General features: G+C 48.1%; 29 protein-coding genes. 24 read left to right on the top strand and 5 right to left on the bottom strand.

Translation table 11 applies throughout. The features are described from left to right. Positions 1–4 precede the first annotated feature (4 nt). From flgK to EDM52_RS00710, 6 genes are all read left to right on the top strand, one after another. Complete coding sequence (gene flgK, locus EDM52_RS00735; RefSeq protein ID WP_122907126.1) at positions 5–1,492, top strand: flagellar hook-associated protein FlgK; 1,488 nt, start codon at positions 5–7, stop codon at positions 1,490–1,492. A gap of 15 nt (positions 1,493–1,507) precedes the next feature. Continuing rightward, entirely contained in the window at positions 1,508–2,410 is a 903-nt protein-coding gene (gene flgL / locus EDM52_RS00730; RefSeq protein WP_122907125.1) for a flagellar hook-associated protein FlgL, read from the top strand. 29 nt (positions 2,411–2,439) lie between these two features. Beyond that, a complete protein-coding gene (locus EDM52_RS00725; RefSeq protein ID WP_122907124.1) occupies positions 2,440–3,018 on the top strand; it encodes a DUF6470 family protein in 579 nt (192 codons plus the stop codon). A 13-nt stretch (positions 3,019–3,031) separates the two neighbouring features. Then, positions 3,032–3,448, top strand: a complete 417-nt coding sequence (fliW, locus tag EDM52_RS00720) for a flagellar assembly protein FliW (protein WP_122907123.1) — start codon at positions 3,032–3,034, stop codon at positions 3,446–3,448. A 13-nt stretch (positions 3,449–3,461) separates the two neighbouring features. After that, on the top strand, positions 3,462–3,710 hold the full coding sequence (csrA, locus tag EDM52_RS00715; RefSeq protein ID WP_122907122.1) for a carbon storage regulator CsrA: 249 nt from the start codon (positions 3,462–3,464) through the stop codon (positions 3,708–3,710). A 186-nt stretch (positions 3,711–3,896) separates the two neighbouring features. Then, on the top strand, positions 3,897–4,724 hold the full coding sequence (locus EDM52_RS00710; RefSeq protein WP_122907121.1) for a flagellin N-terminal helical domain-containing protein: 828 nt from the start codon (positions 3,897–3,899) through the stop codon (positions 4,722–4,724). Between the two features lie 130 nt (positions 4,725–4,854). On the opposite strand, the gene fliB is transcribed toward EDM52_RS00710, so the two are convergent. Further along, the gene (gene fliB / locus EDM52_RS00705) at positions 4,855–6,096 is read right to left on the bottom strand and encodes a flagellin lysine-N-methylase (RefSeq protein WP_122907120.1); all 1,242 of its coding nucleotides are present in this window, start codon (positions 6,094–6,096) and stop codon (positions 4,855–4,857) included. A gap of 154 nt (positions 6,097–6,250) precedes the next feature. Here fliB and flaG point away from each other — a divergent pair, with 154 nt between their 5' ends. From flaG to fliT, 4 genes are read left to right on the top strand one after another with little or no spacing between them, the layout of a single operon-like run. Next, a complete protein-coding gene (gene flaG, locus EDM52_RS00700) occupies positions 6,251–6,589 on the top strand; it encodes a flagellar protein FlaG (protein WP_122907119.1) in 339 nt (112 codons plus the stop codon). A 12-nt stretch (positions 6,590–6,601) separates the two neighbouring features. Then, complete coding sequence (fliD, locus tag EDM52_RS00695) at positions 6,602–8,059, top strand: flagellar filament capping protein FliD (protein ID WP_122907118.1); 1,458 nt, start codon at positions 6,602–6,604, stop codon at positions 8,057–8,059. Positions 8,060–8,077: 18 nt separating this feature from the next. After that, entirely contained in the window at positions 8,078–8,455 is a 378-nt protein-coding gene (gene fliS, locus EDM52_RS00690; RefSeq protein ID WP_122907117.1) for a flagellar export chaperone FliS, read from the top strand. A 5-nt stretch (positions 8,456–8,460) separates the two neighbouring features. After that, positions 8,461–8,820 (top strand): flagellar protein FliT, encoded by a 360-nt coding sequence (gene fliT / locus EDM52_RS00685; protein WP_122907146.1) that lies wholly within the window; start codon positions 8,461–8,463, stop codon positions 8,818–8,820. Positions 8,821–8,917: 97 nt separating this feature from the next. On the opposite strand, the gene EDM52_RS25395 is transcribed toward fliT, so the two are convergent. Beyond that, entirely contained in the window at positions 8,918–9,049 is a 132-nt protein-coding gene (locus EDM52_RS25395; protein ID WP_276330089.1) for a hypothetical protein, read from the bottom strand. A 152-nt stretch (positions 9,050–9,201) separates the two neighbouring features. Between EDM52_RS25395 and EDM52_RS00675 the strand changes: the two genes are divergently transcribed. The 5 genes from EDM52_RS00675 to cspD all read left to right on the top strand — a co-directional run bounded on the left by EDM52_RS00675 (position 9,202) and on the right by cspD (position 12,947). Continuing rightward, the gene (locus EDM52_RS00675) at positions 9,202–10,011 is read left to right on the top strand and encodes a motility protein A (protein ID WP_122907115.1); all 810 of its coding nucleotides are present in this window, start codon (positions 9,202–9,204) and stop codon (positions 10,009–10,011) included. Beyond that, complete coding sequence (locus EDM52_RS00670; protein WP_122907114.1) at positions 10,004–10,804, top strand: OmpA/MotB family protein; 801 nt, start codon at positions 10,004–10,006, stop codon at positions 10,802–10,804. The genes EDM52_RS00675 and EDM52_RS00670 overlap by 8 nt, the downstream gene beginning before the upstream one ends. Positions 10,805–11,070: 266 nt before the next feature. Then, on the top strand, positions 11,071–11,868 hold the full coding sequence (locus tag EDM52_RS00665; protein WP_122907113.1) for a basic amino acid ABC transporter substrate-binding protein: 798 nt from the start codon (positions 11,071–11,073) through the stop codon (positions 11,866–11,868). A gap of 99 nt (positions 11,869–11,967) precedes the next feature. Continuing rightward, the gene (locus EDM52_RS00660) at positions 11,968–12,642 is read left to right on the top strand and encodes an amino acid ABC transporter permease (RefSeq protein ID WP_031306328.1); all 675 of its coding nucleotides are present in this window, start codon (positions 11,968–11,970) and stop codon (positions 12,640–12,642) included. Between the two features lie 107 nt (positions 12,643–12,749). After that, a complete protein-coding gene (gene cspD / locus EDM52_RS00655; RefSeq protein ID WP_122907112.1) occupies positions 12,750–12,947 on the top strand; it encodes a cold-shock protein CspD in 198 nt (65 codons plus the stop codon). Between the two features lie 53 nt (positions 12,948–13,000). Here the strand turns inward: cspD and EDM52_RS00650 are convergent, their stop codons facing one another. Next, complete coding sequence (locus EDM52_RS00650; protein ID WP_122907111.1) at positions 13,001–14,059, bottom strand: HD-GYP domain-containing protein; 1,059 nt, start codon at positions 14,057–14,059, stop codon at positions 13,001–13,003. A gap of 205 nt (positions 14,060–14,264) precedes the next feature. Between EDM52_RS00650 and hpf the strand changes: the two genes are divergently transcribed. The 4 genes from hpf to prfB all read left to right on the top strand — a co-directional run bounded on the left by hpf (position 14,265) and on the right by prfB (position 19,528). Next, complete coding sequence (hpf, locus tag EDM52_RS00645) at positions 14,265–14,822, top strand: ribosome hibernation-promoting factor, HPF/YfiA family (protein WP_122907110.1); 558 nt, start codon at positions 14,265–14,267, stop codon at positions 14,820–14,822. 246 nt (positions 14,823–15,068) lie between these two features. Further along, complete coding sequence (secA, locus tag EDM52_RS00640; RefSeq protein ID WP_122907109.1) at positions 15,069–17,591, top strand: preprotein translocase subunit SecA; 2,523 nt, start codon at positions 15,069–15,071, stop codon at positions 17,589–17,591. 249 nt (positions 17,592–17,840) lie between these two features. Continuing rightward, entirely contained in the window at positions 17,841–18,299 is a 459-nt protein-coding gene (locus tag EDM52_RS00635) for a hypothetical protein (RefSeq protein ID WP_122907108.1), read from the top strand. Between the two features lie 115 nt (positions 18,300–18,414). Beyond that, positions 18,415–19,528 (top strand): peptide chain release factor 2 gene (prfB, locus tag EDM52_RS00630; RefSeq protein ID WP_122907107.1). Its coding sequence is split into 2 segments (ribosomal slippage): positions 18,415–18,495 and positions 18,497–19,528, totalling 1,113 coding nucleotides; the frame shifts between segments, so codons are not numbered across the junction. Here the strand turns inward: prfB and EDM52_RS25050 are convergent. After that, the gene (locus EDM52_RS25050) at positions 19,518–19,844 is read right to left on the bottom strand and encodes an ATP-binding protein (RefSeq protein WP_245996403.1); all 327 of its coding nucleotides are present in this window, start codon (positions 19,842–19,844) and stop codon (positions 19,518–19,520) included. The two genes, prfB and EDM52_RS25050, sit on opposite strands and share 11 nt — an antisense overlap. Beyond that, the gene (locus tag EDM52_RS00625; RefSeq protein WP_245996402.1) at positions 19,838–20,737 is read right to left on the bottom strand and encodes a PAS domain S-box protein; all 900 of its coding nucleotides are present in this window, start codon (positions 20,735–20,737) and stop codon (positions 19,838–19,840) included. The genes EDM52_RS25050 and EDM52_RS00625 overlap by 7 nt, the downstream gene beginning before the upstream one ends. A 200-nt stretch (positions 20,738–20,937) precedes the next feature. Here EDM52_RS00625 and EDM52_RS00620 point away from each other — a divergent pair, with 200 nt between their 5' ends. The 5 genes from EDM52_RS00620 (at position 20,938) to EDM52_RS00600 (ending at position 24,896) form a co-directional block, all read left to right on the top strand. Beyond that, entirely contained in the window at positions 20,938–21,207 is a 270-nt protein-coding gene (locus EDM52_RS00620) for a YciI family protein (protein WP_122907106.1), read from the top strand. A gap of 71 nt (positions 21,208–21,278) precedes the next feature. After that, positions 21,279–21,653, top strand: coding sequence for a cytochrome c551 (cccB, locus tag EDM52_RS00615; protein ID WP_122907105.1), 375 nt, complete (start codon positions 21,279–21,281; stop codon positions 21,651–21,653). A 192-nt stretch (positions 21,654–21,845) separates the two neighbouring features. Then, on the top strand, positions 21,846–22,886 hold the full coding sequence (argC, locus tag EDM52_RS00610) for an N-acetyl-gamma-glutamyl-phosphate reductase (protein ID WP_122907104.1): 1,041 nt from the start codon (positions 21,846–21,848) through the stop codon (positions 22,884–22,886). A gap of 16 nt (positions 22,887–22,902) precedes the next feature. Further along, positions 22,903–23,700: an acetylglutamate kinase gene (gene argB, locus EDM52_RS00605; protein ID WP_122907103.1), complete on the top strand. Its 798-nt coding sequence runs from the start codon at positions 22,903–22,905 to the stop codon at positions 23,698–23,700. Positions 23,701–23,720: 20 nt separating this feature from the next. Further along, complete coding sequence (locus EDM52_RS00600) at positions 23,721–24,896, top strand: aspartate aminotransferase family protein (protein WP_122907145.1); 1,176 nt, start codon at positions 23,721–23,723, stop codon at positions 24,894–24,896. Positions 24,897–24,980: the final 84 nt, after the last annotated feature.

Here is a 24,980-nt window from a genome sequence, read left to right as displayed (position 1 = left end):
TAGGATGCGATCTACCTTTCACGGCCTGGAAGTAAGCAAACGCGGTTTGTTTGCTCAACAGGCGGCATTGAATACGACAGGTCACAATATCGCCAATACAAATACAGAAGGATATAGTCGGCAACGAGTCAATATGGTGACAACGAACGGCCTCCCTTATGTCGGCCTTCAAGCGGGGGTAGAAGCCGGACTCATGGGGACAGGAGTTCGTGCGGACAGCATTCAGCGACTGCGGGAAGAATTCCTCGACATCCAATACCGCAACGAGTACAAACGCCAAGGCTATTGGGATGCCCGCGCGGAGACGCTGGACAAACTGGAAGGCATCATGAACGAACCGTCTGATACAGGCCTGGCGAAGGTCATGGACCAGATGTGGCAAGCATGGCAGGACCTGGCGAAGGACCCTGCTGATACGTCTGCACGTGCAGTAGTCCGTGAACGCAGCAAGGCTGTTGCGGATACCTTCAATACCCTCTACACGCATCTGGAAGAGGTGCGGACAGACCTGGACAACGTTGTGAATGTCAAATCCTTGGAGATCAACTCCCTGGGTCAGCAAATTGCAGCGTTAAACAGTCAGATCGCGAATGTGGAGCCGCATGGTTACTCCCCAAACGACTTGTACGACCAACGAGATGTCCTCATCGACAAACTTTCTAAACTCGTAGAAGTGAGAGCGACTCAAACGGTGAACGGCATGGTTGACATCACCATTGAAGGGCGTGCGTTCGTCACTGGTGTGACATCGCAGCCGTTTGTAGCGACGCAAGATCCCGTGACGGGGAAAAGCAACATCACGTTGGGTGGAGCGGCTTTCACTCCGACAACGGGTTATCTCGCAGGAACCCTTGAATCACGGGACCAAATCGTCCCTAACATTTTGAATCGGCTGGACGTTCTGGCAGTCAACCTGACCAAAGAAATCAATGATCTCCACCGCGCGGGACGCAGTCTTACGGATATCGCCAATGGCGGGGTGCAGGATCTTCCATTTTTCGTGGATGCCGATGCCTTGGCTGCAAACGCAGCGACTAAGGACTATCCAAAAGGCGCTTCTAAAATCGTGGTCAATCCTGCTATTATGCAAAGCCTGGATGCCATCGCAGCGGCCAAGCCAGAGGCAGCCGGGACACCGGTAGGGAACAACGAAAGCGCCCTGGCAATCGCTTCGATCAAATTTAAAGTGCTTGCAGCGGGTACTGGACCTACAGATTTGGCCGAGAGCTCTACTTTGGACAACTACTACCGCTATACCATCAGCCAGATGGGGATCGATGCGCAGGAAGCGATCCGTAACCAGAAGAACGCGGAGATGCTTGTGGGGACAGTCAACAACCAGCGCCAATCTGTTTCCGGGGTATCAATCGATGAAGAGATGGCTGAAATGGTTAAATACCAGCATGCCTACAGTGCTTCTGCCCGCGTCATGACGAGCATGGATGAAGTGCTGGATAAAGTTATCAACGGCATGGGCCGTGTCGGTCTCTAATAGGAGGAATGAGTCTTGTCAGTACGCGTAACGCAAACCATGCTCAATAGCAACATGCTTCGCAATCTGAACAATTCGATGCACAATATGGACAAGCTGCAGCACATGCTTTCTTCGGGAAGAAAAGTTGAGAAGCCCTCTGATGATCCAGTGGTCGCAGCGCGGGGGATGTTTTACAGATCCTCTCTGATGGAGAATGATCAGTACAAACGTAATGTGGATGAAGCGCAGTCATGGATGGATATGACCGATGCTACCATGGACGAGATGGGTAATATTATGAAGCGGGTGAAAGAACTGCTTGTTTACTCGGGTGACGGGGCCGTTTCGCCCGAGGATTTAAAGACGATGGGTGCGGAAATAGAAGAATTGAAAAATCATATGGGTACTTTGGCAAATCAGCAGATTAATGGTAAGTACATTTTCGCTGGAACTGATACAAACAAAGCTCCATTTGATGCCAACGCACTGGGTGGAAAAGGAGACTTTGTCAGTACAAATGCTTCTCCGATCAACCTCGAAGTCAGTCAGAATGTCTTTGTCACTTCCAACGTAAATGCCCAAAACATATTTAATTACCCGAATGCCGCTGGCAATGTGTTCAAAGTGTTGAATAATATCATCGACGAACTGAAAGCGGGTAGATCGGCAACACAGTTCCAGACGGTGATGGATGATCAATTTGATAACTTGCTTGCAGAAAGAGCAACTTTGGGAGCGAGTGTAAACCGCGTGGAATTGATCGCGGAGCGTCTGGATACCCAGGAAGTAAGCATCACCGGTTTGATGTCCAAAAATGAGGATGCCGATATGGCAAAGGTTATGACAGATTTGAAAACGCAGGAGAGCGTGCATAACGCGGCATTGGGTGCAGGGGCCCGAATTATTCAGCCTACCTTGCTGGACTTCCTGCGATAAGGTGAGTTGAGATACAGGAGGCTGACAGGATGCCAATCGCACAATTACGGATGGAAAGTACTTTTGCCCGTCTTGGCCTAAACATCAATAAACCTGTACAGGAAATCAGACAACCGGCTGCTGAGATGAATCTAAGTCAGGTGCCAGCCAAACTGGATATTGAGCAAGCACGACTGGAACTGTCGATCGATTCTAGTCAAGCTCGTGCCAATATTGGCATCATGACTTCAATGCAATTTAGTGACAGCAATGCAGCATACGGAAAACGAAAGGCAATGCAGGCGATCGCTGAAAAGAGTCAGGAAGGCGATCGTCTAATGCGAATTTATACCAAGGAAAACGCCATCGCTGCTATTGGCAGGGAAAAAGGGCTACGAGTACTGGAAGGCGGATATAGACCTCCTTCTGCATCAGCAGATGAGGGTGTGGATATTCACATTCAGCTCAAGCCAGTGGTGATCCAGGTCCAGCGCAACGGTATGACCATGAATCCTGTAACCAAGCCCCCTGAATTATCCTATACGCCGGGCAAGGTAGAGCCTTATATGATACAATACAATAGCTTGAAAATTGATGTCGTGGGTAGCCAGTTGGACCGAATGATGTAAGCGAGGCGAAAATATGAACGCAAGTCAACGAGTAGAATTGGGCAAGCTATTTTTTGAAGAAGGCCTTCCTGGTTTTTCCCATTTGCAGTTTTTTCAACTGGTGCAGGAAGAGGAAAGTCCGTTTTTTCTGATTCAGTCTACGGAAGAAAAGGATGTCGGATTCTGGGTGATAAATCCCTTTTCTTTCTTTCCTCACTACCAGTTTTCGCTGACCGATGCGTCCAAGGAAGCCCTTCACCTTAATGGGGATTCTCCTGTTGCGGTGTTTTCTATTGTCACGATCCGGGGCAATCATCAGGCTACGGTCAATTTAAAAGCTCCCATCGTGGTGAATCTAAGCAATCGAATGGGTAGACAAATCATCTTGCCAGAAGATACGTATTCCATCCGTCAGCCGTTGTTTGGGCAACAAGCTGCGGATCAAGAGTAGGTGGTGTCCAGACATGCTGGTCCTTTCTAGAAAGAAGAATGAATCCATAATGATCGGTGACACCATTGAAATCAAGATTATCTCTATTGAAGGAGACCAGGTGCGCATCGGGATCGCGGCACCTCGGAAACTGGGTGTGTATCGGAAAGAGATTTACGATGCAATTCAGGAGGAAAATAGATTGGCTACACAGAATCAAAGTGATTGGTCGGCTGTAAAACAACTCATGCAAATGAATCAGAAATCCGAAGATGGTCACTAGATCATCTTTTTATTTTTTTTGCAGAAAAAAGAAGAAAAAAACTCTAAATATGCTAACAACCTTATCAGTAGATTCCGATAATAGAAATGTAGGGACAAAGTCGCAAGCGCGCGATTGCGATTCGTCCTAAATAAATAGCAACAGTCACAGGGACGTGACTGTCGAACTCTCAAGGAGGAATTGTACATGATTATCCAACACAATATGTCTGCGATCAACACGCACCGTCAACTGGGTGTAAACACTGGCAACCTGTCCAAAAACGTTGAAAAACTGTCTTCCGGCTACCGCATCAACCGTGCTGCTGACGACGCTGCAGGTCTCTCGATCTCCGAGCGTATGCGTGCGCAAATCCGCGGTATGGAACAAGCTTCCCGCAACTCCCAGGACGGTATCTCCCTGATCCAAGTTGCTGAGGGTGCTCTGCAAACAGTTAACAATATGCTCGTTCGTATTAAAGAAATTGCGACTCAATCTGCAAACGGAACATACGAAGAAGCTACCGACCGTGTTCGCCTTCAAGAAGAGCTGACCGAGCTGACTGCAGAGGTTACCAACATCAAAGGTAACACCAAATTTAATGGTATCAGCTTGCTTGACAATACAGCAGCTAATAATAAAATCACTCTGCAAATTGGTCAAGAAGCAGCTCAAAAGCTGGATCTGGATACTACTAAATTTGACATTACTGCAGTCGAAACTGCAGTTAAGAGTTGGAAAATCAATACTCAAGCAGATGCACAAACTACATTGGCAGCTGTTGAAGCTCAAATCAATGCTGTGAGTGCTGCGCGTTCTTACCTGGGTGCTAACCAAAATCGCCTCGAAAACACTATCAACAACTTGAACATTACGGCTGAAAACCTAACTGCTGCTGAATCCCGTATCCGTGATGTAGATATGGCGAAGGAGCAAATGCAATTCACCAAGAACAACATTCTTACTCAAGCTTCTCAAGCTATGCTGGCACAAGCAAACCAATTGCCACAAGGCGTATTGCAATTGCTGCGTTAATTTTTTCAGTATATACGTACCTTTAATCTTGAAGCTACCGAGATTCTCTTCGGTAGCTTTTTGTTATTTCATTTTTAATAGATGACAAAAAGAGAACTGGCTATCACCAATGCCAGTTCTCATGGTTTTATTAGTTCTTTATAAGGATCGATAGATGTGCCAGGGTTTTAAGATCTTTTTGTTTTAATTTCTCTGAAATCATGTACACATAGGTGGAATTATGTTCGATAACTCTGCCGAAAGAATAGATCAGTTTAATGACCAGATCAGTATTAAAGCTATTCTTGTGGTAGCCTGCCATACCAATAAGATGAGTTTTTATCATAGAGTAGTGAATTACCAGAAGTGCATACTCTTCAAAGACATTGATTCTTCCAGAAGTAAATGGAAAAAGGCCTTTGTAAACATAATTGACAAGGTAGTTTTCTAATATATGCTGGTTATTCTCGATAAAGGGTAAATAGTGCTCTTTAAAAGCAGAACGATAAGCACTAATTTGTTCGTTATAATTAGACATATCATCAGTAACAGATAAACCATTTAATGTATCTTGTACACATTCAAGATATGCTTGATTTTTAACGCCAAGTGCAAGACGAAGGTCAATCAAAGCCTTGATGATTTGGAATTGAACATCGTAAGAAGTTGGGACTTCATTAAGGCTATCTCGCAAAGTTCCCATTTGAACAACAGTTTTAAATGCTTCAATAAAAGATGGCACTTCTTGATAATTTTGGTCTGTCAAAATTGCTTGGAGCTGGTCAAAAAACACTCCTAAAACCAGTAATCGCTCCGTAATCGAAAAATTCCTATTCTGCAATATTTCAATTGTAAAAACCCGGACATTCCAAAAGTAATATTCCTCAGAAGAAGGATTGTCTATATTTAGATTTTGCAAAACAAGTGTCTTGGGGGGAATCTCCAAATCGACTTCTTCAAACTGCATAACATCAGGATTTAAGAGGGCAAGTCGTGCAGCTTCTGGACAGGATAAAGATGCGGATTGTTCAAGTGAGTTGTTAACCCTGTTCAGGATACGAGGATAGGTTGAACATACACTAGAGAGATAGTCCTCTCCTAATTTGAGCTGCATTGAACATAATTGATCTTGATTGAGAAGAGGACATTTTCCTTCCTCGTTCATCTTAATCATTGCATAATTAAAGTCACTAGCGCCGTTTTTGATACGTTTCATTTTGTCTGTAATAGCCGGATATAACTCTTTATCCCGTAAATTTTTATAGAGTTTGTAAGTTTTCTTATCAATTCCCACTGTCCATCCTTGGCAACATGTATCTTCACAAGCTGAGCCAATACACTGAAAGTTCTTCATATATTGTGGTACAAGAGCTTGTCTGATGTTTTTCTCCATATTATCTCTCCTTAAATACACCATATCTACAGTATCGGTTAACGTGCCAGAATTGTGAATTGAAAAAAATAGGAAGGGACTGCAAAAGAAAATAAAGCTATTCCTTTAACTTACCGATATATAAAATAAGAAAGCACTTTTTGGGGGGAATAGTATGGAGATCTCTTCGATTCTTTCATCTCAGGGGCGACTGGGTAGCCAAAGGCAAGAAGTAGTTTCGCAAGTTTCATCTGAACTGATTAAAGACAAACAAGATCCTCATTATCAGAGTAAGAGTGAGATAGAGAAAGAAATCGCAGGGTTAAACAAATTGCTGCAGGCTACAAATACGCACTTAAAGTTTACTTTGCACGAAGAGTTAAATGAGTACTATGTTCAGGTAATTAATGAGGAATCAAATGAAGTAGTAAAGGAAATTCCTTCGAAAAAAGTGATGGACATGGTCGCCAAAATGCACGAGATGATCGGGTTGCTTGTGGACGAAAAAAGATAGGAGGCGGAAGAAATGGGAATTCGCATCAGTGGTATGGCTTCAGGGATGGATACGGAGAAGATCATCAAGGACCTGATGAAAACGCAGCGCGAGCCAATCAACCGTTTGCAGCGCAGTAAATATTTAACCGAATGGAAGCGGGATTCCTACAGGGAGATGAACACTCTTCTCGCGGATCTGCAGAATTCGTTGAAAACTCTTCGGATGTCCAGTACGTTTAGCAAGAAAGTGGCATCTTCGGAAAATGACAATATAGTATCAGCCAGTGCCCAAGGGAGACCGGCTATGGCGAGCTATGCCATCACTGTAGAACAACTTGCAAAACCTGCTACACCACCGATGGCTGTATTCAGCCCGGCTTCAACAACAAATGCTGCTGAATTTACTCTGACTCTTACAAAGGGAGCGGAAACGAAGGACTTCATCATTAAAGAAAATCAATCCATTGAAACGACCATTCGTGAAATCAACAGCGCCAATTTGGGAATTAAAGCGACTTTCTTTGATGGGAAATTAGCCCTGACATCAGATGATGACCAGACCTTTAACGTTTCCACTTCGAACACTTCCAATAGCTTCAATATTGCTAATGGAAATTCTTCGGGTGTGTCCGGCGGGGAAGAAGCGAAGTTCACTGTAAATGGTGTTTCATATACTTCTAAAACAAACACATTCAATTTTGACGGTATCGATATTAACCTAAAACAGGTAACCACAACTCCTGTTGTAATCAGCACCAAAACAGATGAAGAAGCGATCTTTAATACAATCAAGGATTTCGTCGACAAGTACAATGCAATCATCGAAACCATAAACAAAAAAATATCCGAGCCAAAATATAAATCATACCAGCCGTTGCTGGATGAAGAAAAGGAAGCCCTTTCTGAAAAAACAGCTGAAAAAATGGATACGATGGCAAAGAGCGGTATTCTTTTACGTGATCCGATTCTGACGAGTGGATTAACCGAACTGAGACGGGCATTGAGTACACCACTGCAGGTAGCTGGTGTAAACACCGCATTTGATACGCTCTCTGAGATTGGGATCGGCGGCCCGCCACCCGGAAAATTCGCCTACCAGGAAAACGGCAAACTGTATATCAACGAAGACAAGCTGCGAGAATCAATTCGCAATAATGGTGAGGACGTGCTCAAACTGTTCACGAACTACAGCAGTTCTAACGACTCTGCTACGAAGTACAAAGAAAGCGGTGTGGCGGAACGCCTCTACAGCGAACTGAATAAAATCATGGACAAGGTAACAAAAGAAGCGGGTGCATCCGGAAGCATTTATGACGACAGTAGTCTCGGTAAGAAACTCAAGCAAACGGACGAAGACATTCAACGCTGGGAAGACCGCCTGAAAATGATTGAAGACCGCTATTGGAAGCAATTCACCGCTATGGAAAAGGCGATGTCCCAAGCCCAATCCCAAGGTTCATGGTTCGCACAAATGCTGGGACAACAATAATAACAGGGGGCCATGCAGATGTTACAAAATGCTGCTCAGACCTATCAATCCAATCAGGTAACAACCGCGACTCCTGCTGAATTGACCTTGATGCTGTATAATGGCGCAATTAAGTTTATCAAACATACGAAAAGCGCTATTGAAGAAAAGAATGTTGCAAAAGCCCATGAATCCTCTCTCAAAGTCCAGAACATCCTGTACGAATTAATGTCCACTTTGAACAAGGATTATGAGATTTCAAAAGAGTTCCTCACTCTATACGAATACATGCTGCAACGAACAATAGAAGCAAACATGCGCAAAGACATTACGATTTTAAACGAAGTAGAGGATCTCTTCGTCCAATTCCGAGACACGTGGAAAGAAGCCATGCAGTTAACGAGGAATCAAGGATGAGGGCAATGAACCAATCAGTAGACGCGCTATTAGACCGCTTGCTTGAGGCTACACTTCGGCTCGAGCAGGCAGTTACACATACGGAATCCGATCCGGACGAATGGCTTGCGATTTTGGATGAACGAGATGAATTGATTTCAAAAATCCAGGATAGTACTCTTACAAGTTCTACAGCTTCTGATTTACAACGTGAGAAACTAACTAAGATTTACGATGTTAATCAACGATTGATTCCGCTTATGGACAAACAAAAACAAGGTGTTCAAAATCAGCTAAACAAAGTTCAACGCAGCAAGCAAGCAATGCACTCATATAATGATGAGGGACCAAGTGGGTATGGAGCATTTTTTGATCGCAAAAATTAAAAACGGCCGGTATTCGGCCGTTTTTCACGTAAAGGTAGTATTAGTGGCGTGCCTATGCCTGGAGATCAATAACCTTCCCCAACGACGGATGCACCGCCTATACTGCCTGAACATTCTGCTGTGTCTGTGCAAACCCCTCTAACAACATCGCTGCCTGGGCTTGCACCGTCTCCTGCACCTGCTTGGTCAAACTGATATTGACCGATTGTTGCAATTGAATTGCGTTCATATGTTCACCTCGCTGTCGATTGGCTTTCTTTATGTTTATCGTCTTATCCGCTTCCATTCATTACTGCGATCACCTGTACATATATGCTGAACTCTCACAACTTTTGCTATAATGATCTCATCTTTTCGCAATCTACTAGGAAGGTGACACCCTTGTCAACAAAACGCCGTTCCATACTCCTCATATGTACCGTCCTTCTCATCTTCATACACGCCGTCTATCTCAACGGCAATCTCTCCGACCTGCTCAACCTCGCCGCCCTCGAAATGGTCGCTCTGGCCATCCTGATCTCCTACGCGATCAAGCGCAAGCACGTAAAGCTGCGCAGCATGATCCGACTCTTGATCCACGGCCGCCAGGGGAACGTCGAGGAGACCATCAAGCGTTTCTACTACTACGCGCTTGTGCAAAAAGAGCAAGGCCAGCTCACACTGGAGAAGGAGCTGCAGCAAGAGCGTGATACCTTCGTCCAACGCGGCAGCCTTTTGGCTATCGAAGGCGTGACTGAGGAAGAGCTTCGCCTGGTGCTGGAGAACGAACTAAAGGGAGAGCAATACCGCTACCAGCAGGCCGGTGGCTTTTTTCGCCTAATCAGCTTGCTTGCTCCCGGCATGGGGCTGGTGGGGACGCTGCTCGGGATGACAGGGGTTCTGGGAAGCCTAGAGGATCTCTCGCAGACAGGTCTGAGCCTGAGTACAGCGGTCGTAGCGACCTTGTACGGTGCCTTGCTGGCAAATATGCTGGCATTGCCGTGCTACTACCGCCTGATGGACATCTACGACCAGGAGATGTTTGAAAAAAGGCTCTACATCGAAGGTTGTGTCGGCTTGCAGCGGATGGAAACTCCTCGCTTGCTGTTTGAAAAACTGAATTCGTTTCTGCCGGAAGACCAGAAGCTGGTTTTGGTCCGAGAGCCTGGCAGCATGAGGGGAACGATTGAAAGGCAGGGTCACTATGCATGACGATCGGCTGTACGACGAGAAGGAGCTGGAGAAAAGCTGGCTGCTCAGCTACAGTGACCTGATTACGCTGCTGTTCATCATTGTGGTGATTATCGCGGCTTCTTCCTCGACGGCAATCCGGACAGAGCGGGAAGAGGCGAAAAAGGAAGTGGCCAAGCAGCAGGAAAATCTTCACCAGGTGCACGAGAGCCTGGACTTGTTGAACCTGCAAAAGCTGGAATTGCAACGCGAAGTGCATCAGCTGGAGGCGCGGAAAAAGACACTGTCAGAGGACGGCGCCCTGGAGAGCCAGGGAGAAGCACCGCCTGTACCGCAGCCGCCACTGGGTTCCCAGGAGACGGGAGAGCGCGACATGGAGAAGCTGAGGACCCAGCTTTCCTCAGCCTTGAACGAATTGAATCTAGACTTCGAGGAGACAGCGGAAGGATTGCGTATTCGCCTGCCGGAGACGATTTTATTTCGGAGCGGCTCCGCCGATTTGCAGGAAAAAGGCAAAGAGGTCGTCGCGACAGTAGCTGGCGTTCTGCAGCAATACCCCCATTTGGTGCGCATCGAGGGATATACGGACGATGTGCCGATCGGGCGCAGTGCCCACAAGTCCAATTGGGAGCTTTCCTCGGCACGTGCCATCGCGGTAATGCGTGAGATGGTCGACGTGCACGAGCTGCCGGCTCCCCGATTTACCGTAGCTGGATGGGGAGAGCACAAGCCGCTGGTGGACAACTCCAATGAAGAGAATCGGGCTCGCAATCGTCGCGTAGAAATCATGATTTTGGCAGACAAGGAAGAATAATTCGACGATTTACTCAATTTACAGGACATAAGTAGCAGGATTCCCTTATATCAGATAGAAGTATATCTGGCGGGAGTCCTTTTTGCCGTAGTTTTTCGAATCTTCTGCCTTGACTGCCCATTTGCGAGCGGAAGGTTATACCCAGCTTGTGCACAACGTCATGTGGATAATGTGGATAACTCTGTGGAGAATGCCAAAACCGCGTGATTTTCTTGTGGACATGGTTGGGGACAAAAATGAATCAGACAGATCTAGGGGGTTATGACATGAAACTTGGAAAGAAGTGGATGGCAACTCTTGCGCTGACGATTGGTTTCGGGATGGTGGCAGCGGGCTGTGGATCGGGCGCGGCGCCAAGCAGCGGGGCGTCGGGCGGATCCGGAGAAAAGGTGTACGTGGTCGGGACGGACGCGGCCTACCCGCCGTTCCAGGTGCTGGAGGCTGATGGCAAGATCACGGGCCATGACATCGATGTGATGAATGCTGTTGCGGAAGCGGGAGGCTTCAAGATCGAATGGCGCAATACGGGATGGGACCCGCTCTTTGACGGGTTGGACAAAGGAACGGTAGACATCGGGATCTCCTCGATTACCATCACCGACAAGCGCAAAGAAAAGTACGACTTTTCTGATTCCTACTTCGTGGCCAATCAGTTGATCCTGGTGCCCGAGGATTCCCCAGTGACGAAACTGGCGGACCTGGAAGGAAAGAACATCGGTGTCCAGGCAGCGACTACGGGAGAAGAGGTAGTGAAGAAAGCGTTTGGCGATACGTACGCGGGATTAAAAGGTTATGACGATATGCCTTCCTCCGTCGACGACTTCTTTAATGGACGCGTCGATGCAGTAGTAGGAGACAACGGGGTCATTGCGTTCTACGCGAAGAAAAACCCGGGCAAGAAATTCAAGCTTGTCGATGACCAATCCTTTGAAAAAGAATACTACGGCATCATGGTGAAAAAGGGCAATACCGAGATTTTGAACAAAATCAATGACGGTCTGAAAAAGATCAAGGAAAACGGCAAGCTCCAGGAAATCTACAACCAATACTTCGGCAACCAATAAAGCACACAGAACAGGTCGGGTGCGTCAGACTGGGGCGCACCCGCAGCCTGACAGCAACAGCCGAAACGTTGACAGCGTGCGTAAAGGAGGAAGGGACGTTTGGACTGGAGCGTCATTTATGATTACCGGGAGCTTTTTTACAAGGGCGTTATGGTCACAATTCTGCTCACTGTAGTTGCTACGGTTTGTGGAACCATCCTGGGATTATTCATCAGTCTTGGGAAGATGTCGGGCATTCGGATCCTGCGCTGGATCTGCTCTATCTACGTGGAGTTGTTCCGCGGGACGCCGATGCTTGTGCAGATCTTGTTGATCCACTTTGCTATCATTCCCTCGATTTGGGGACTTTTGTTTCCAGGGGAGAACAGTCCGGAAGCGATCTATTCCGGTTTTGTCGCGTTGTCGCTCAATGCGGCGGCGTATATAGCGGAGATTTTCCGGGCCGGAATTCAATCGATCGACCCTGGTCAGATGGAGGCAGCGCGTTCCTTGGGGATGACCAAAGGAATGGCGATGCGCACGATTATTCTGCCGCAGGCGTTTACTCGCATGCTTCCTGCATTTGGAAACGAATTTATTTCTCTTTTAAAGGATTCTTCTCTGACAGCCGTTATTGCTACTCCTGACCTGAACTATGCGGCGATGAACGTCGCGAAAAGCACCTTTGAACGCTATCCGCCGTATTTGACGGAAGCAGCGGTGTATCTGGTCTTGACGCTGTTCCTCTCGCGTGTGGTCGTGCGGGGATTGGAGAAAAAATATTCGACGCGTTGATGGAAAACAGGGGATTTGACTGTCCAAATTGGGAATGATATAGTCAGACACGGGAGAATGTCCCAGTTTCTTACAAAACGGTAAATAAGAAAGGGTTGTGCTGTTTCATGCAAGGCAAAGTAAAATGGTTTAACGCAGAAAAAGGTTTTGGTTTTATCGAGCGCGAGGGCGGCGACGATGTATTCGTACACTTCTCCGCAATCCAGTCGGATGGCTTCCGTTCTTTGGATGAAGGACAAGAGGTAGAATTCGATATTGTGGAAGGCGACCGCGGTCCGCAAGCAGCCAACGTAGTCAAATTGTAGAACAAATGAAATCCCCCTGTACCCAAGTAAACGGGTGCAGGGGGATTGGTATTTTAGCCGATCATTTTTGTGATGTGAAGCGAGCGGTACTGGCGCAAATCGAGGAATTCATCGCCTCTGCGGACCAGTGGGCGAGTAGGTTCATCCTTATGTATGAGCAGAATCTCGACGGCATCCCCTGTATTCAGTACAGCTTGGGACCCGATATACAGCATGGCGATGTATTGAATGAAGCAAGAGACAATCGTAGGGTGCAGTTTTTTGGCACAAGCTTGTTCCCAGAGCAGATTGGCAGCTTCGAACGGGGAGACGCCTTTTCGATAGACGCGATCCGTGCACAGTGCGTCAAAAAAGTCAGCGACACTGACGATCTGACATTCTAAAGGAATCTCCGGCTTCATCCGGTTCAGTGGATACCCGCTACCATCCAGGCGTTCGTGATGGAGCAGCGCACACAAAGCCATCAGCGGATCGGAGCCTTCCATCTTGCGTATGATCTGGTCACCGTAGACGGTATGCTGTTTCATCACTTCATATTCCTCGGCCTCCAGGTGGCTAGGCTTGGAAAGCAGCTCGTCAGGAATATGCAGCTTGCCGATGTCGTGCAAGAGTCCGGCATGCGACAACAAAGAGATCGTCTCTTCTGATAAGCCCATCAATTTGCCGATCAAGGCGGCGACGATGCCTACATGGACGGAGTGACGTGCCAGGTAATTCTCAGTTCCTCCCATATTGTAAACAAAGCGAAGAAAGCCCCAATTTGGAACGATATACTCAAATAGAGGGCTGAAGGCTTGACTAAACTGGCGAAGAGCAGGGATTTTGCCAATTGAGATGTGTTGAAACAATTGTTCCAGCCGCATGACAGCCAGCATGTATTGTCGCGTCCCCTCCTCTTCTGTCTGGTACAAAAGGGGAAAAGGTTTTTGTAGTTCCAAAATCTCGTTCAAATCGGCTACGAATACGGTTCGAACTTGATGAGAATGGAGCAGTCGAATGTCACTCTGATGTAGGGCGACACCTGCAGGTAATAGTAGGAGCCCATATTCATTGTATACATCTTTTGCCAGTGTTTTTCCAATGATAGAGCGGGAAGGTTTCACCTCTGTCATTGTGAGGGCCTCCTGTGCGATCGACAACCGCGGCGTATTTGAGTGTTTTCGTCCATTATATCATAGAGAATATCGTAAGTATTGGTAGGATTTTGTCGATTTTTGCATGTAAAGTAAAATGAAAGTAAAGATTATTTAAAGTTGCGAGGAGGATTTTTTACAATCGTGCCGAATACCTTTATATAGACGGAAGGAGGTTGGAACCATGAAATTCAACATTCGTGGAGAAAACATTCAGATCACCGCAGCACTTCGTGACTATGTGGAAAAGAAAGTCGGCCGTCTTACCAAATATTTTGAAGAACCGCTCCCAGCAGATGTACAAGTTACCATGCAGGTGCATCGAGGAGAAGGCACGATCGAGGTAACCATCCCACTGAACGGGGTGATTATCCGAGCAGAGGAAACGCATGAAGATATGTATGCTGCCATCGATTTGGTGGTAGAAAAGCTGGAACGTCAGATTCGCAAGCACAAAACAAAGCTGATGAGAAAGCTGAGAGTGGATAGCAACAGCCGGGCCATGCAGCGAGACGCCCAACCGGTGGCTGTCATGATGACTGATCAGGATGACGAGGACATCGATATCGATATTGTCCGAACCAAACGCTTCGACCTGAAGCCGATGGATACGCATGAGGCAGTCATGCAGATGGATATGCTGGGTCACAGCTTCTTCGTTTTCCAAAACAGCGATACCAATGACGTCAATGTCGTGTATCGTCGCAACGATGGGCGTTACGGGTTGATTGAGCCTAAATAACGCAACCTTTCAAGCGCATACTCGTATAAACTAGGGAGTTGCTATTGGCAACTCCCTTTACTTGTGTATCTGAGCAATGTTTTGATAAAATAGCTTTTTAGAGAGCATTAAAATGGTAGAAAAAAAATCGATATCCCGTTCTGTCGCGAAAACGATAGCTTTTTTTGCGAGAATGAGGATATGTGGAACCCTCCTGCACAGGCTAAGCTCAAGAGCCTGTTGGGAGCATATGGAAGGGGTGTCCTCATGTTAGGACTCGTAAAAAAATTGTTTGGCGATAGCAATGAACGCGAAGTCAAAAAGATGTTTAAGCGCGTAGAAGCCATTAACGCGCTGGAGCCGAGTATTTCTGCGCTTTCAGATGATGGCCTGCGTGCCAAGACAGAGGAGTTTAAAGCTCGTCTGGAAAAGGGCGAAAAGCTGGACAGCATTCTCAACGAAGCGTTCGCTGTAGTCCGTGAAGCATCCAAGCGCGTTTTGGGCATGCGCCACTTCGATGTACAGCTGATTGGTGGTATGGTTCTGCAGGAAGGGCGTATTGCGGAGATGAAAACCGGTGAAGGTAAAACGCTGGTTGCTACGCTCGCTACCTACCTGAACGCGCTCCAGGGCAAAGGTGTCCACATCGTGACAGTGAACGAATACTTGGCAGAGCGCGACTCCAGTATCATGGGAAAACTGTACAACTTTCTGGGCTTGTCGGTGGGGTTGAACAAAACCGGGCTGAACGCAGAAGAAAAGCGCGAGGCATACGCTTGTGATATAACCTATGGTACCAATAACGAGTTCGGCTTTGACTACCTGCGCGACAACATGGTGCTTTATAAGGAACAGATGGTGCAGCGTCCTCTTTTCTTTGCGATCATTGACGAGGTCGACAGTATCTTGATCGACGAAGCGCGTACACCACTGATCATTTCCGGATCTGCGAATCGCTCCACGGAGCTGTATTACATCTGTTCTCACTTTGTGAAGCGTTTGGAGCAGGAAAAAGACTTCACGATCGATGAAAAGCTGAAGATCGTCTCCCTGACGGATGAAGGGGTAGCCAAGATCGAAAAAGCGTTTAACATCGAGAACTTGTACGATACTGCGCATATGACGCTGAATCACCACATCACGGCTGCGTTGAAAGCTCAAGTGCTGTTCAAGCGCGACGTAGATTACGTGGTGCAAGACGGCGAAGTGGTGATTGTTGACGAGTTTACCGGTCGTTTGATGGTCGGTCGTCGTTACAGCGAAGGCTTGCACCAGGCGATCGAAGCCAAGGAAGGGCTGCGTGTGCAAAGCGAGAGCATGACGCTGGCGACGATTACCCTACAAAACTACTTCCGTATGTATCAAAAACTGGCGGGTATGACAGGTACAGCCAAGACAGAGGAAGAAGAATTCAAGAAAATCTACGGGCTGGATGTCGTCGCGATCCCAACCAACAAGCCCGTGTTGCGCAAAGACGCTTCTGACCTGGTATTCAAGACAGAAGCAGCTAAATATCGGGCTGTTGTGAATGATATCGTGGAACGCCATAAAAAAGGTCAGCCGATCCTGGTGGGTACGATCTCTATCGAAAATTCCGAGAAGCTCTCCCAAATGCTGAAGCAAAAAGGCGTTCCGCATAATGTACTGAATGCGAAGCAGCATGCGCGTGAAGCTGAGATTATCGCTCGCGCTGGTCAGTATGGTGCGGTAACGATTGCCACCAACATGGCCGGTCGCGGTACGGATATTCAGCTAGGTGAAGGTGTTGCCGATATCGGCGGCCTTCATATCATTGGTACAGAGCGTCACGAGAGTCGCCGTATTGATAACCAGCTGCGCGGTCGTGCAGGACGTCAAGGTGACCCAGGTTCTTCTCAATTCTTCCTCTCCATGCAGGATGAACTCATGCGCCGCTTTGGTGCTGACAATATCATGGGCATGATGGATCGTATGGGAATGGAAGAAGACATGCCGATCGAAAGCCGTCTGGTGACCCGTGCAGTAGAGTCTGCGCAAAAACGTGTCGAGGGCTCCAACTTCGATGCCCGTAAAGTGGTTCTGCAGTACGATGACGTCATGAACCAGCAGCGTTCCGTCATTTACAAGCAGCGCCGCGATATTCTGGAGCAGGAAAATCTGCGCGAGATAGCGCTTCAGATGTTGTTCAGAGTATTGGAGCGCAATGTGCAAGCATTCTGTCCGAAAGAAGAGGTTCCGGAGGATTGGGATCTGCAGGCATTGGCAGATGCAGCCAACAATACGTTCCTGCACGATGAAGTGATTACCGCGAAAATGCTGAAAGGCAAGGAAGCGGAAGAGATTACAGAGCTTCTGAAAAACGAAGTGCTGAAACAATACGATCAGCGCGAAGCGGAAATTGGCGACATGATGCGCGAGTTCGAGAAGGTTATTATCCTGCGTGCAGTGGACAGCAAATGGATGGACCACATCGATGCGATGGATCAGCTGCGTCAAGGGATTCACCTGCGCGCTTACGGACAAAACGATCCGCTGCGTGAATATCAGTTTGAAGGCTACGAGATGTTCCAATCGATGGTGGCTGCTGTCGATGAGGAAGTGGCGATGTACATCATGAAGGCAGAAGTAAGCCAAAACCTCGAGCGTCAAGATGTCATCGCTGGCCAGGGAATCGAAACCTCCAAACAGGAAGCCTCGGGACCTGACAGTCGTCCTACCAGCTCTACTTCTGGTGATGCTGATCCGAAGAACCGCGCCCAGCGACGTCAAATGGATCAGGAGCGTCGCCGTCAGAACAAGAAAAACCAATAATTTGACTCGATTCATGTACGAAAACCTTTCCTTAACGGCCTAGTCCAATAAGGGAAGGTTTTTTTCTTGTTGTTTCCTATCCAATAGACAGCGTTCGTCCCAATCCATTCTTTCTCACTGCAACAGGTGCGTCGATTTGTCTAACACTGCAAAATGTCATCGAACGATTCTGCTGGTAATTGCTTGAGAAAAACATAGAATCGTAAGTACAACACTTTTTCACATTACACGTGGACGGGGGACGAGAACATGAATACGACAGTCAACGTGCTAGGCATACAGGCGAAAGAAATTCTGGAGAACATTGGAGCTACCTTAAGAGCAGTGATGCGCGGTGGAAAAGAAAACAATCAAATACAAATCATTCATACAGATTACCCGGTGGACAGGGAAGAGAAGGTGCACCTGTTTACCGTGCAGGACCCCGTCTTTTATGAGGACAGGCTGACGAAGGAAATTCCTCAAGCCAATTGGTCCGGGCAAAAGCAAGTGATTTATTTCAAGGGATGGTTCGATCCCGGCACCAAGCAAGTCGGCTTCCAAGCAAAGGAGCGCAGCGCAGTGATGCTGACTAACAGGCTGAACACGCGAATGAAGTCTGCGAATGCACAGCAATCGGTGATCGCCTTTCCACAAAAAGAGAGTGGGCAAGCCCAAAAACAGCGAGGCGTACGTTCGTCGCTCTCTCCGCCGCGGGGTCTATTGTAGAAAAGGCCTGGGATCGAACCTTTCTTCTCTGGATTTGACGCGCTGTTGTGTTTGCGCATCGGTGAATTTACGATACAATAAACACAAGCTTAGAGAAGAGAAGGTGATTCGCAACATGGCATTGATTGACATTGCGGACATCAAACAAGAGATGTCTAGTATGGCTAAACGTTTAGCAGATATCAGGGGGTCTCTTTGACCTCCCTGTAAAGGAAGAGCGGATTGGTGAGCTGGAGGAGCGGATGCTGGCTCCTGACTTCTGGGATGACAACGACGCTGCACAAAAAACGATCAGCGAGCTGAATGTCATTAAAAGCCTCGTCGAGACGATGGGCAAACTGGATTCCCAATACGAAGACCTTCAGCTGATGCTGGAATTGGTCATCGAGGAAGGGGACAATTCTCTCATTCAGGACTTGTATGACAGCACGCAGGAACTGCGTAAGTCATTTGAAAGCTTTGAGCTGGAGCTGCTTCTGAGCGACGAGTATGACAAGAGCAACGCGATTTTGGAGCTGCATCCGGGAGCGGGTGGTACAGAATCGCAGGATTGGGCCTCCATGCTTTTGCGTATGTATACGCGTTGGGGAGATGCCAAAGGCTTCAAGGTAGAAACATTGGACTACCTGCCAGGAGATGAAGCGGGCGTCAAAAGCGTTACCCTATTGATCAAGGGATACAATGCTTACGGGTACCTCAAATCAGAAAAAGGGGTTCATCGTCTCGTTCGCATATCGCCTTTCGATGCTTCAGGCCGTCGCCATACGTCCTTTGTCTCCTGCAATGTGCTGCCAGAGATCGAGGACGACAATGAGGTGCAAATTCGATCGGAAGACCTCAAGGTGGATACCTACCGCTCCAGTGGTGCAGGTGGTCAGCACATCAACACGACTGACTCCGCTGTCCGGATTACTCACCTTCCGACAGGTATTGTGGTGACCTGTCAAACTGAACGTTCTCAGATCAAGAACCGTGAACGTGCCATGAAGATGTTGATGGCCCGTCTATTTGAACGCAAGCGTGAAGAGCAGGAAAAGACACTCGCTTCTATTCAAGGGGAGCAAAAGGATATCGCCTGGGGCAGCCAGATTCGCTCCTATGTCTTCCATCCATACAGTCTCGTCAAGGATCATCGGACGAACGTTGAAGTGGGCAACGTGCAGGCAGTCATGGATGGGGAGATCGATACGTTTATCGATGCCTATCTGCGCTCCCAGATTACTCGCTAATTGCGAGCTCAGCTGCTTCACCAATGGCCGGCAGTGAAATGAGCACTGTCGTTCCAGCCCCAATTGTGCTGGTGATCTCGATTGTTCCGTTGTGATCACGGATGATTTTGGAGCTGACCATAAGGCCCAGTCCCGTACCTGCTTCCTTGGTACTGAAGAACAACTCGCCCAATCGGGGGATGAGTTCCATGGGGATGCCTTCACCTTGATCACGAATAAAGATGTTTACAGCGGATTGGCTTTGCGTCACTTCGATCGTAAGTAGTCCTCCTGACGGCATGGATTCCATGCCGTTTTTTATAATGTTGATCAACACCTGTTTGATCTGAAATTCGTCTCCAATAATGACAGGGGATCGATCTGGAAAATGGGCAGCCAGCCGTATGTTGTTGACGCATCAGATTTTAGTAATTGAATGAATCCTTTGATTGCGGTCAGCGGATTGCGGATTTCATGCGCGATACCGGCTGCCAGCTCCCCTAAAACGGAGAGCTTGTCCGAATAGCGAAGCAGCTCCTCTGACCGGCGTCTTTCTGAAATGTTGCGGGCCACAATCACGGCACGTTCCATTTCACCATCTGCACCGATGACTGGTGTGCCTCTTACTTCAAACAGCAGGACACTGCCATCCGTATGCTGGTATCGATATTCGTGATTAAATGAACGTCTTGTCTCAACCATAAACGCAAAGTCGTCGATTGCCTTTTGCCGATCCTCGACATAAATCAGGGAATGGAAGCCAGGAAGGTTTTGCACTTCATCTGACGTCAGACCCAATACTGTTTCATGCGAGGGCGAAGCGTATGTAATGCCGCCATATCGGTCGAGGATGCGAATTAAATCATCCGCATTTTCTGTGATAAGTCTAAAATTTTCCTGTGATTGCCGCAGAGCGACTTCCATCTTCTTTTGCATACGGATATCCTTCACGATCACACAGGTTCTTTCGTTCTTGGAATCTCCCGTAACCGGTAGATTCGCCAGGCTGATCTCAATCAGGCGCCCCAGCTTGCTGCGAAGGGAATACTGATCTCCTAAAGGCAAAAAAAGATCGCGAAACGTCATGGTGCGCAATTCAGCTGAGCTGAACCCTGATAAAGACTCGCCCGCAGCATTGACCTCAGTAAAATGACCGTGACTGTCCATGATGAAAACCGCATCCGGATTTTGGTGGAAAAGAGCCGAATACACATGTGCCATTTTGCCCATCCCATAGACCGCCTCCCTGTCACTTTTCCTACAATCCTTCGTGAATAAAAGAAGAAAATCCTACTCATTTATTTCCATTTGTTGAAAAAATAAATATTTATTGGTTAATCTGTGTAAAGCGCAACCAGGACGTACATGGTGTCATCTTCCATGCAAATGGTATAATGCAGACAAACAGGTAGTAAAAAGGAGAGGAAAACATGTTGTATGTAGCTTTTTTGCCTATTATCGACCAGGAAAAAAATACAGAGCTGAGACCGTCTCATCTGGAGTATATCAACGACCTGTACAAGCAAGGAAAAGTCGTCATGGCAGGTCCCTTTACCGATAAAAAAGGCGGTCTGGTAATGTACAAGGCAGATACGCCTGAAGAAGCTCGCCAATTGGCAGAAGCGGACCCTGTTGTGGTGGGAGGAGCGCGTACACTGGAGCTGCGTGAATGGAATCCACTTGAATTGCCATTAAAATAGTTCTAGAGGAATGAATTGTTCACGTCAGGGTATACTTAGCGGAGAATATCGAGAAAAGGAGGAAACAGCCCATGAAACGTCTTTTACTTAGTGTGGTTGCGGCTGTACTCGTGTTCGCCCTTAGCGCTTGTGGCGGAGGTCAACAGACTCAACCCAATACCAATCAGCCTGCAACAGAAACACCTTCTACCGAAGCTCCGTCCACTGCTCCATCTGGAAGCTATGATGCGGCGACTGCAGAAGCGCTGTATAAAAACACCTGCGCAGGTTGCCATGGTCAAACACTCGAAGGAGCGGTCGGCCCGAACCTGCAAAAGGTTGGCGGCACGTTGAGTAAGGACCAGATTTTGGAAGTGTTGAAGAATGGTAAAGGCTCCATGCCGCCAGGTCTGGCTAAAGGTGACGATGCTGAAACACTGGCTGCGTGGTTGGCAGACAAGAAATAAGCTTTATCAAGTAACGAAGAAGCGCCCGAGATGGATCGGACGCTTTTTCCTTTTCTATGTGCATTCTGCTCCTCGTTTCTATGCATGATTACTTTTGGCTTTTACAAGCAATTCGCACAAAGGGTTGTTTTCGGTTCGAATTTTTATTATTATTCATGTATAAAAATACAGAGCAGGGAGAGAGGAACCATCATGATTCGGGTCGGAATTGTTGGGGCGACTGGTTACGGGGGAGCGGAACTTGTTAGGCTGCTTGCAGGACATCCTCAGGTACGTATTGCGAATTTGTATTCCAGCTCATCAGAAGGGGAGCCTCTGGACAAAATTTTTCCGCATGTATACAATCTGGGCTTGCCTGCGCTGTCGAGCATCGATGCCCATCATTTGAGCAAAGAAAATGATGTAGTGTTTTTCGCGACGCCAGCAGGTGTAAGTGCCCAGTTGTCTCCTCAAGTGGTGGAGATGGGGGGGCGGGTCATTGATCTGTCTGGGGATTTTCGGTTAGAGAGTCCAGCGGTATACCAGAACTGGTACAAAAGGGAGCCGGCTGCTGAAGATTGGATCAAGCAGGCCGCATACGGACTGACGGAATGGAACAAGGAGCTGGTGGAAGGAGCCAAACTGATTGCCAACCCAGGATGCTATCCAACCGCTACGCTGCTCGGACTGCTCCCATTGGCGAAAAGTGGCTGGGTAGATCCCCAGAGCTGGATCGTGGATGCCAAGTCCGGTGTCTCGGGAGCCGGGCGTGGGGTTTCACTGGGTGTGCATTTCAGTGAACTCAATGAAAGTATCCATGCCTACAAGGTAGGACAGCATCAGCATACGCCTGAAATTGAACAAGAATTGAAGCGCCAGAGCGGTGTGGAGACGATCGTACAATTTACTCCTCATCTGATCCCGATGACTAGAGGGATTCTGGCGACAGCGTACGGCAAATTGAGCGCACAGGTGAGTGCGGAACAAATTCAGGAATTGCTTCTCTCTACGTATGCCGGCCAGCCGTTTGTACGGGTTCGTCCAGCAGGTAGTCACCCTCGTACAAAAGAGGTGTATGGTTCCAACTATTGTGATATCGCTGTACATGTAGATGAACGTACGGGGCGTGTCATCGTGTTGTCCGTGATCGATAACGTGGTCAAGGGCGCGGCAGGGCAAGCCATTCACAACATGAACGTGATGTTTGATCTGCCAGAAACGGCGGGGTTGCCGCTTGTACCCGTATTCCCGTAGAGGAGGAGAACAATAGATGGAGGGCATTGTCGTAATCAAATGTGGCGGGAGCACAATGGATCAACTGCCAGACAGCTTTTTTCAGGCAATTGCCAAGCTGCAGGAGGAAGGAAAGAAGCTGGTGATCGTACATGGCGGCGGTCCTGCGATCAACGCCATGCTGGATCGGGTCCAAATTGTGCCGCAATTCGTGGATGGGCTGCGCGTCACGTGTGAGGATACATTGGGTGTCGTCGAAATGGTCTTGTGCGGCAGCATTAACAAGTCACTCGTGCGCAGATTGACGCAGGCAGGGGCAAAGGCGTGGGGTGTGAGCGGGATTGATGGGCAGACCCTCGTAGCACAAAAGACGAGCAAGCCGCTTGGATGGGTAGGAGAAATTCAAAAGACGAATATCGGGATTCCCCAAGCCATTCTTTCTCAGGGCTATGTACCAGTCATCGCTCCGCTGTCTGTCAGTGCGGATGGAACGGAACACTTCAACGTCAATGCAGATGTTGCCGCAGGTGCCATCGCCGCAGCTCTGGCAGCAGAGAAGCTGGTAATGGTAACCGATGTACCGGGTATTCTCCGCCCGCAGACAGATGGCAGCAAGGCTGTGGTGAAGGAGACCAGCGCCGATGACATCGCCCAGATGATTGCCGATGAAGTGATTACTGGAGGGATGATTCCGAAGGTTCAATCCGCTCTGGATGCACTCGGGCAAGGAGTCGATCAGGTCGTCATATGCAAAGGGACAGCTGAAGACCTACTGGCTGTATGCGCCAATCAAGCTGTAGGTACTACTGTTCGTATGAAAGTGAAACAAGATTAACAAGGGAGGGAAGAATGAGCATGAGCACCGTAACGGCTTCTACACATCTCATGAATAACTATGCAAGATGGCCGATCAGTCTGGTCAAAGGCCAAGGCAACCAGGTATGGGACGACAAGGGGAATCAATATCTCGATTTTACCTCTGGCATCGCAGTCACTTCCTTGGGGCATGTTCCGCCAAAGGTAACTGCAAAACTGCACGAGCAACTGGATACGCTCTGGCATTGCTCCAATCTGATGCACATCCCGCAGCAAGAAGTACTCGCGGAAAAATTAAGCCGCTTGTCCGGTCTGGACCGAGCTTTTTTCTGCAATAGTGGGGCTGAGGCAAATGAAGCACTGATCAAAATTGCCCGCAGATACGCGCAAAAAGTAAAGGGAACTGACAAGTATGAGGTCATTACGTTTGAGCAGTCCTTTCATGGACGGACTCTAGCGACGTTGACCGCAACCGGACAGGCGAAAGTAAAAGACGGTTTTTTACCTTTGCCAGAGGGCTTTGTCACGGTTCCATACAACGACTTGGCTGCCGTTCAAGGAGCTATTACCGACAAGACGTGCGCGATCATGCTTGAGCTAGTACAGGGAGAAGGCGGCGTACACCCGGCAGACGTGGAGTGGGTTCAATCCTTGCGGGAGCTGTGTGACCAGCATGGCTTGCTGCTTTTGGTCGATGAGATACAGACGGGCATAGGTCGTACGGGCACCTGGTTTGCTTTCCAGCAGTACGGTGTGAAGCCGGATGCGATCTCCTTGGCAAAAGGTTTGGGAAGTGGATTTCCGATCGGAGCGATGGTGGCTACTGCTGAAGTAGCGGAAGCTTTCTCACCGGGGACTCATGGAACGACCTTTGGCGGAAATCCATTGGCGACGACGGCTGGTATCGCTACCTTGGAGACGATGGAAGAAGAACAAATCCTGGAGAAAGTAGCAGCCATCCACAACACGCTTATGGAAGCTCTGAAAAAACTGCAGGCTGCACATCCGGAAAAGATCAGTGGAATCCGGGGAAAAGGTCTTCTGCTGGGTGTTGAATTGACCATTCCTGCAAACGATGTCATCCATGCGGCCCGCGAGAAGGGCGTCATTCTGTTGAGCGCAGGACCACAAGTATTGCGTTTGCTGCCTTCCTTCGTAACGACACAGGCTGAAGTTGAGCAGGTGATCACGGTCCTGGATGAAATCCTCGCGTAAAACATAGTGAATAGATGGAATGATTTGTCATGGGCAACGAGTGAAAGGATTCAAAAAACTCGTTGCATTTTTATTAAATGAAAT

Source organism: Brevibacillus invocatus, from assembly GCF_003710915.1.
Taxonomy (GTDB): Bacteria; Bacillota; Bacilli; order Brevibacillales; family Brevibacillaceae; genus Brevibacillus; species Brevibacillus invocatus.
Note: the sequence above shows the minus strand (reverse complement) of the source record. Positions and strands in the feature narration are given on the sequence as shown.

What these genes read in the sequence shown, in the direction of transcription:
- flgK (WP_122907126.1), top strand. Translation starts at nt 5, where the DNA reads ATGCGATCTACCTTTCACGGCCTGGAAGTAAGCAAACGCGGTTTGTTT.
- EDM52_RS00725 (WP_122907124.1), top strand. Translation starts at nt 2,440, where the DNA reads ATGCCAATCGCACAATTACGGATGGAAAGTACTTTTGCCCGTCTTGGC.
- fliW (WP_122907123.1), top strand. Translation starts at nt 3,032, where the DNA reads ATGAACGCAAGTCAACGAGTAGAATTGGGCAAGCTATTTTTTGAAGAA.
- csrA (WP_122907122.1), top strand. Translation starts at nt 3,462, where the DNA reads ATGCTGGTCCTTTCTAGAAAGAAGAATGAATCCATAATGATCGGTGAC.
- EDM52_RS00710 (WP_122907121.1), top strand. Translation starts at nt 3,897, where the DNA reads ATGATTATCCAACACAATATGTCTGCGATCAACACGCACCGTCAACTG.
- fliB (WP_122907120.1), bottom strand. Translation starts at nt 6,096, where the DNA reads ATGGAGAAAAACATCAGACAAGCTCTTGTACCACAATATATGAAGAAC.
- flaG (WP_122907119.1), top strand. Translation starts at nt 6,251, where the DNA reads ATGGAGATCTCTTCGATTCTTTCATCTCAGGGGCGACTGGGTAGCCAA.
- fliD (WP_122907118.1), top strand. Translation starts at nt 6,602, where the DNA reads ATGGGAATTCGCATCAGTGGTATGGCTTCAGGGATGGATACGGAGAAG.
- fliS (WP_122907117.1), top strand. Translation starts at nt 8,078, where the DNA reads ATGTTACAAAATGCTGCTCAGACCTATCAATCCAATCAGGTAACAACC.
- fliT (WP_122907146.1), top strand. Translation starts at nt 8,461, where the DNA reads ATGAACCAATCAGTAGACGCGCTATTAGACCGCTTGCTTGAGGCTACA.
- EDM52_RS25395 (WP_276330089.1), bottom strand. Translation starts at nt 9,049, where the DNA reads ATGAACGCAATTCAATTGCAACAATCGGTCAATATCAGTTTGACCAAG.
- EDM52_RS00670 (WP_122907114.1), top strand. Translation starts at nt 10,004, where the DNA reads ATGCATGACGATCGGCTGTACGACGAGAAGGAGCTGGAGAAAAGCTGG.
- EDM52_RS00665 (WP_122907113.1), top strand. Translation starts at nt 11,071, where the DNA reads ATGAAACTTGGAAAGAAGTGGATGGCAACTCTTGCGCTGACGATTGGT.
- cspD (WP_122907112.1), top strand. Translation starts at nt 12,750, where the DNA reads ATGCAAGGCAAAGTAAAATGGTTTAACGCAGAAAAAGGTTTTGGTTTT.
- EDM52_RS00650 (WP_122907111.1), bottom strand. Translation starts at nt 14,059, where the DNA reads ATGACAGAGGTGAAACCTTCCCGCTCTATCATTGGAAAAACACTGGCA.
- hpf (WP_122907110.1), top strand. Translation starts at nt 14,265, where the DNA reads ATGAAATTCAACATTCGTGGAGAAAACATTCAGATCACCGCAGCACTT.
- secA (WP_122907109.1), top strand. Translation starts at nt 15,069, where the DNA reads ATGTTAGGACTCGTAAAAAAATTGTTTGGCGATAGCAATGAACGCGAA.
- EDM52_RS00635 (WP_122907108.1), top strand. Translation starts at nt 17,841, where the DNA reads ATGAATACGACAGTCAACGTGCTAGGCATACAGGCGAAAGAAATTCTG.
- EDM52_RS00625 (WP_245996402.1), bottom strand. Translation starts at nt 20,737, where the DNA reads ATGGGCAAAATGGCACATGTGTATTCGGCTCTTTTCCACCAAAATCCG.
- EDM52_RS00620 (WP_122907106.1), top strand. Translation starts at nt 20,938, where the DNA reads ATGTTGTATGTAGCTTTTTTGCCTATTATCGACCAGGAAAAAAATACA.
- cccB (WP_122907105.1), top strand. Translation starts at nt 21,279, where the DNA reads ATGAAACGTCTTTTACTTAGTGTGGTTGCGGCTGTACTCGTGTTCGCC.
- argC (WP_122907104.1), top strand. Translation starts at nt 21,846, where the DNA reads ATGATTCGGGTCGGAATTGTTGGGGCGACTGGTTACGGGGGAGCGGAA.
- argB (WP_122907103.1), top strand. Translation starts at nt 22,903, where the DNA reads ATGGAGGGCATTGTCGTAATCAAATGTGGCGGGAGCACAATGGATCAA.
- EDM52_RS00600 (WP_122907145.1), top strand. Translation starts at nt 23,721, where the DNA reads ATGAGCACCGTAACGGCTTCTACACATCTCATGAATAACTATGCAAGA.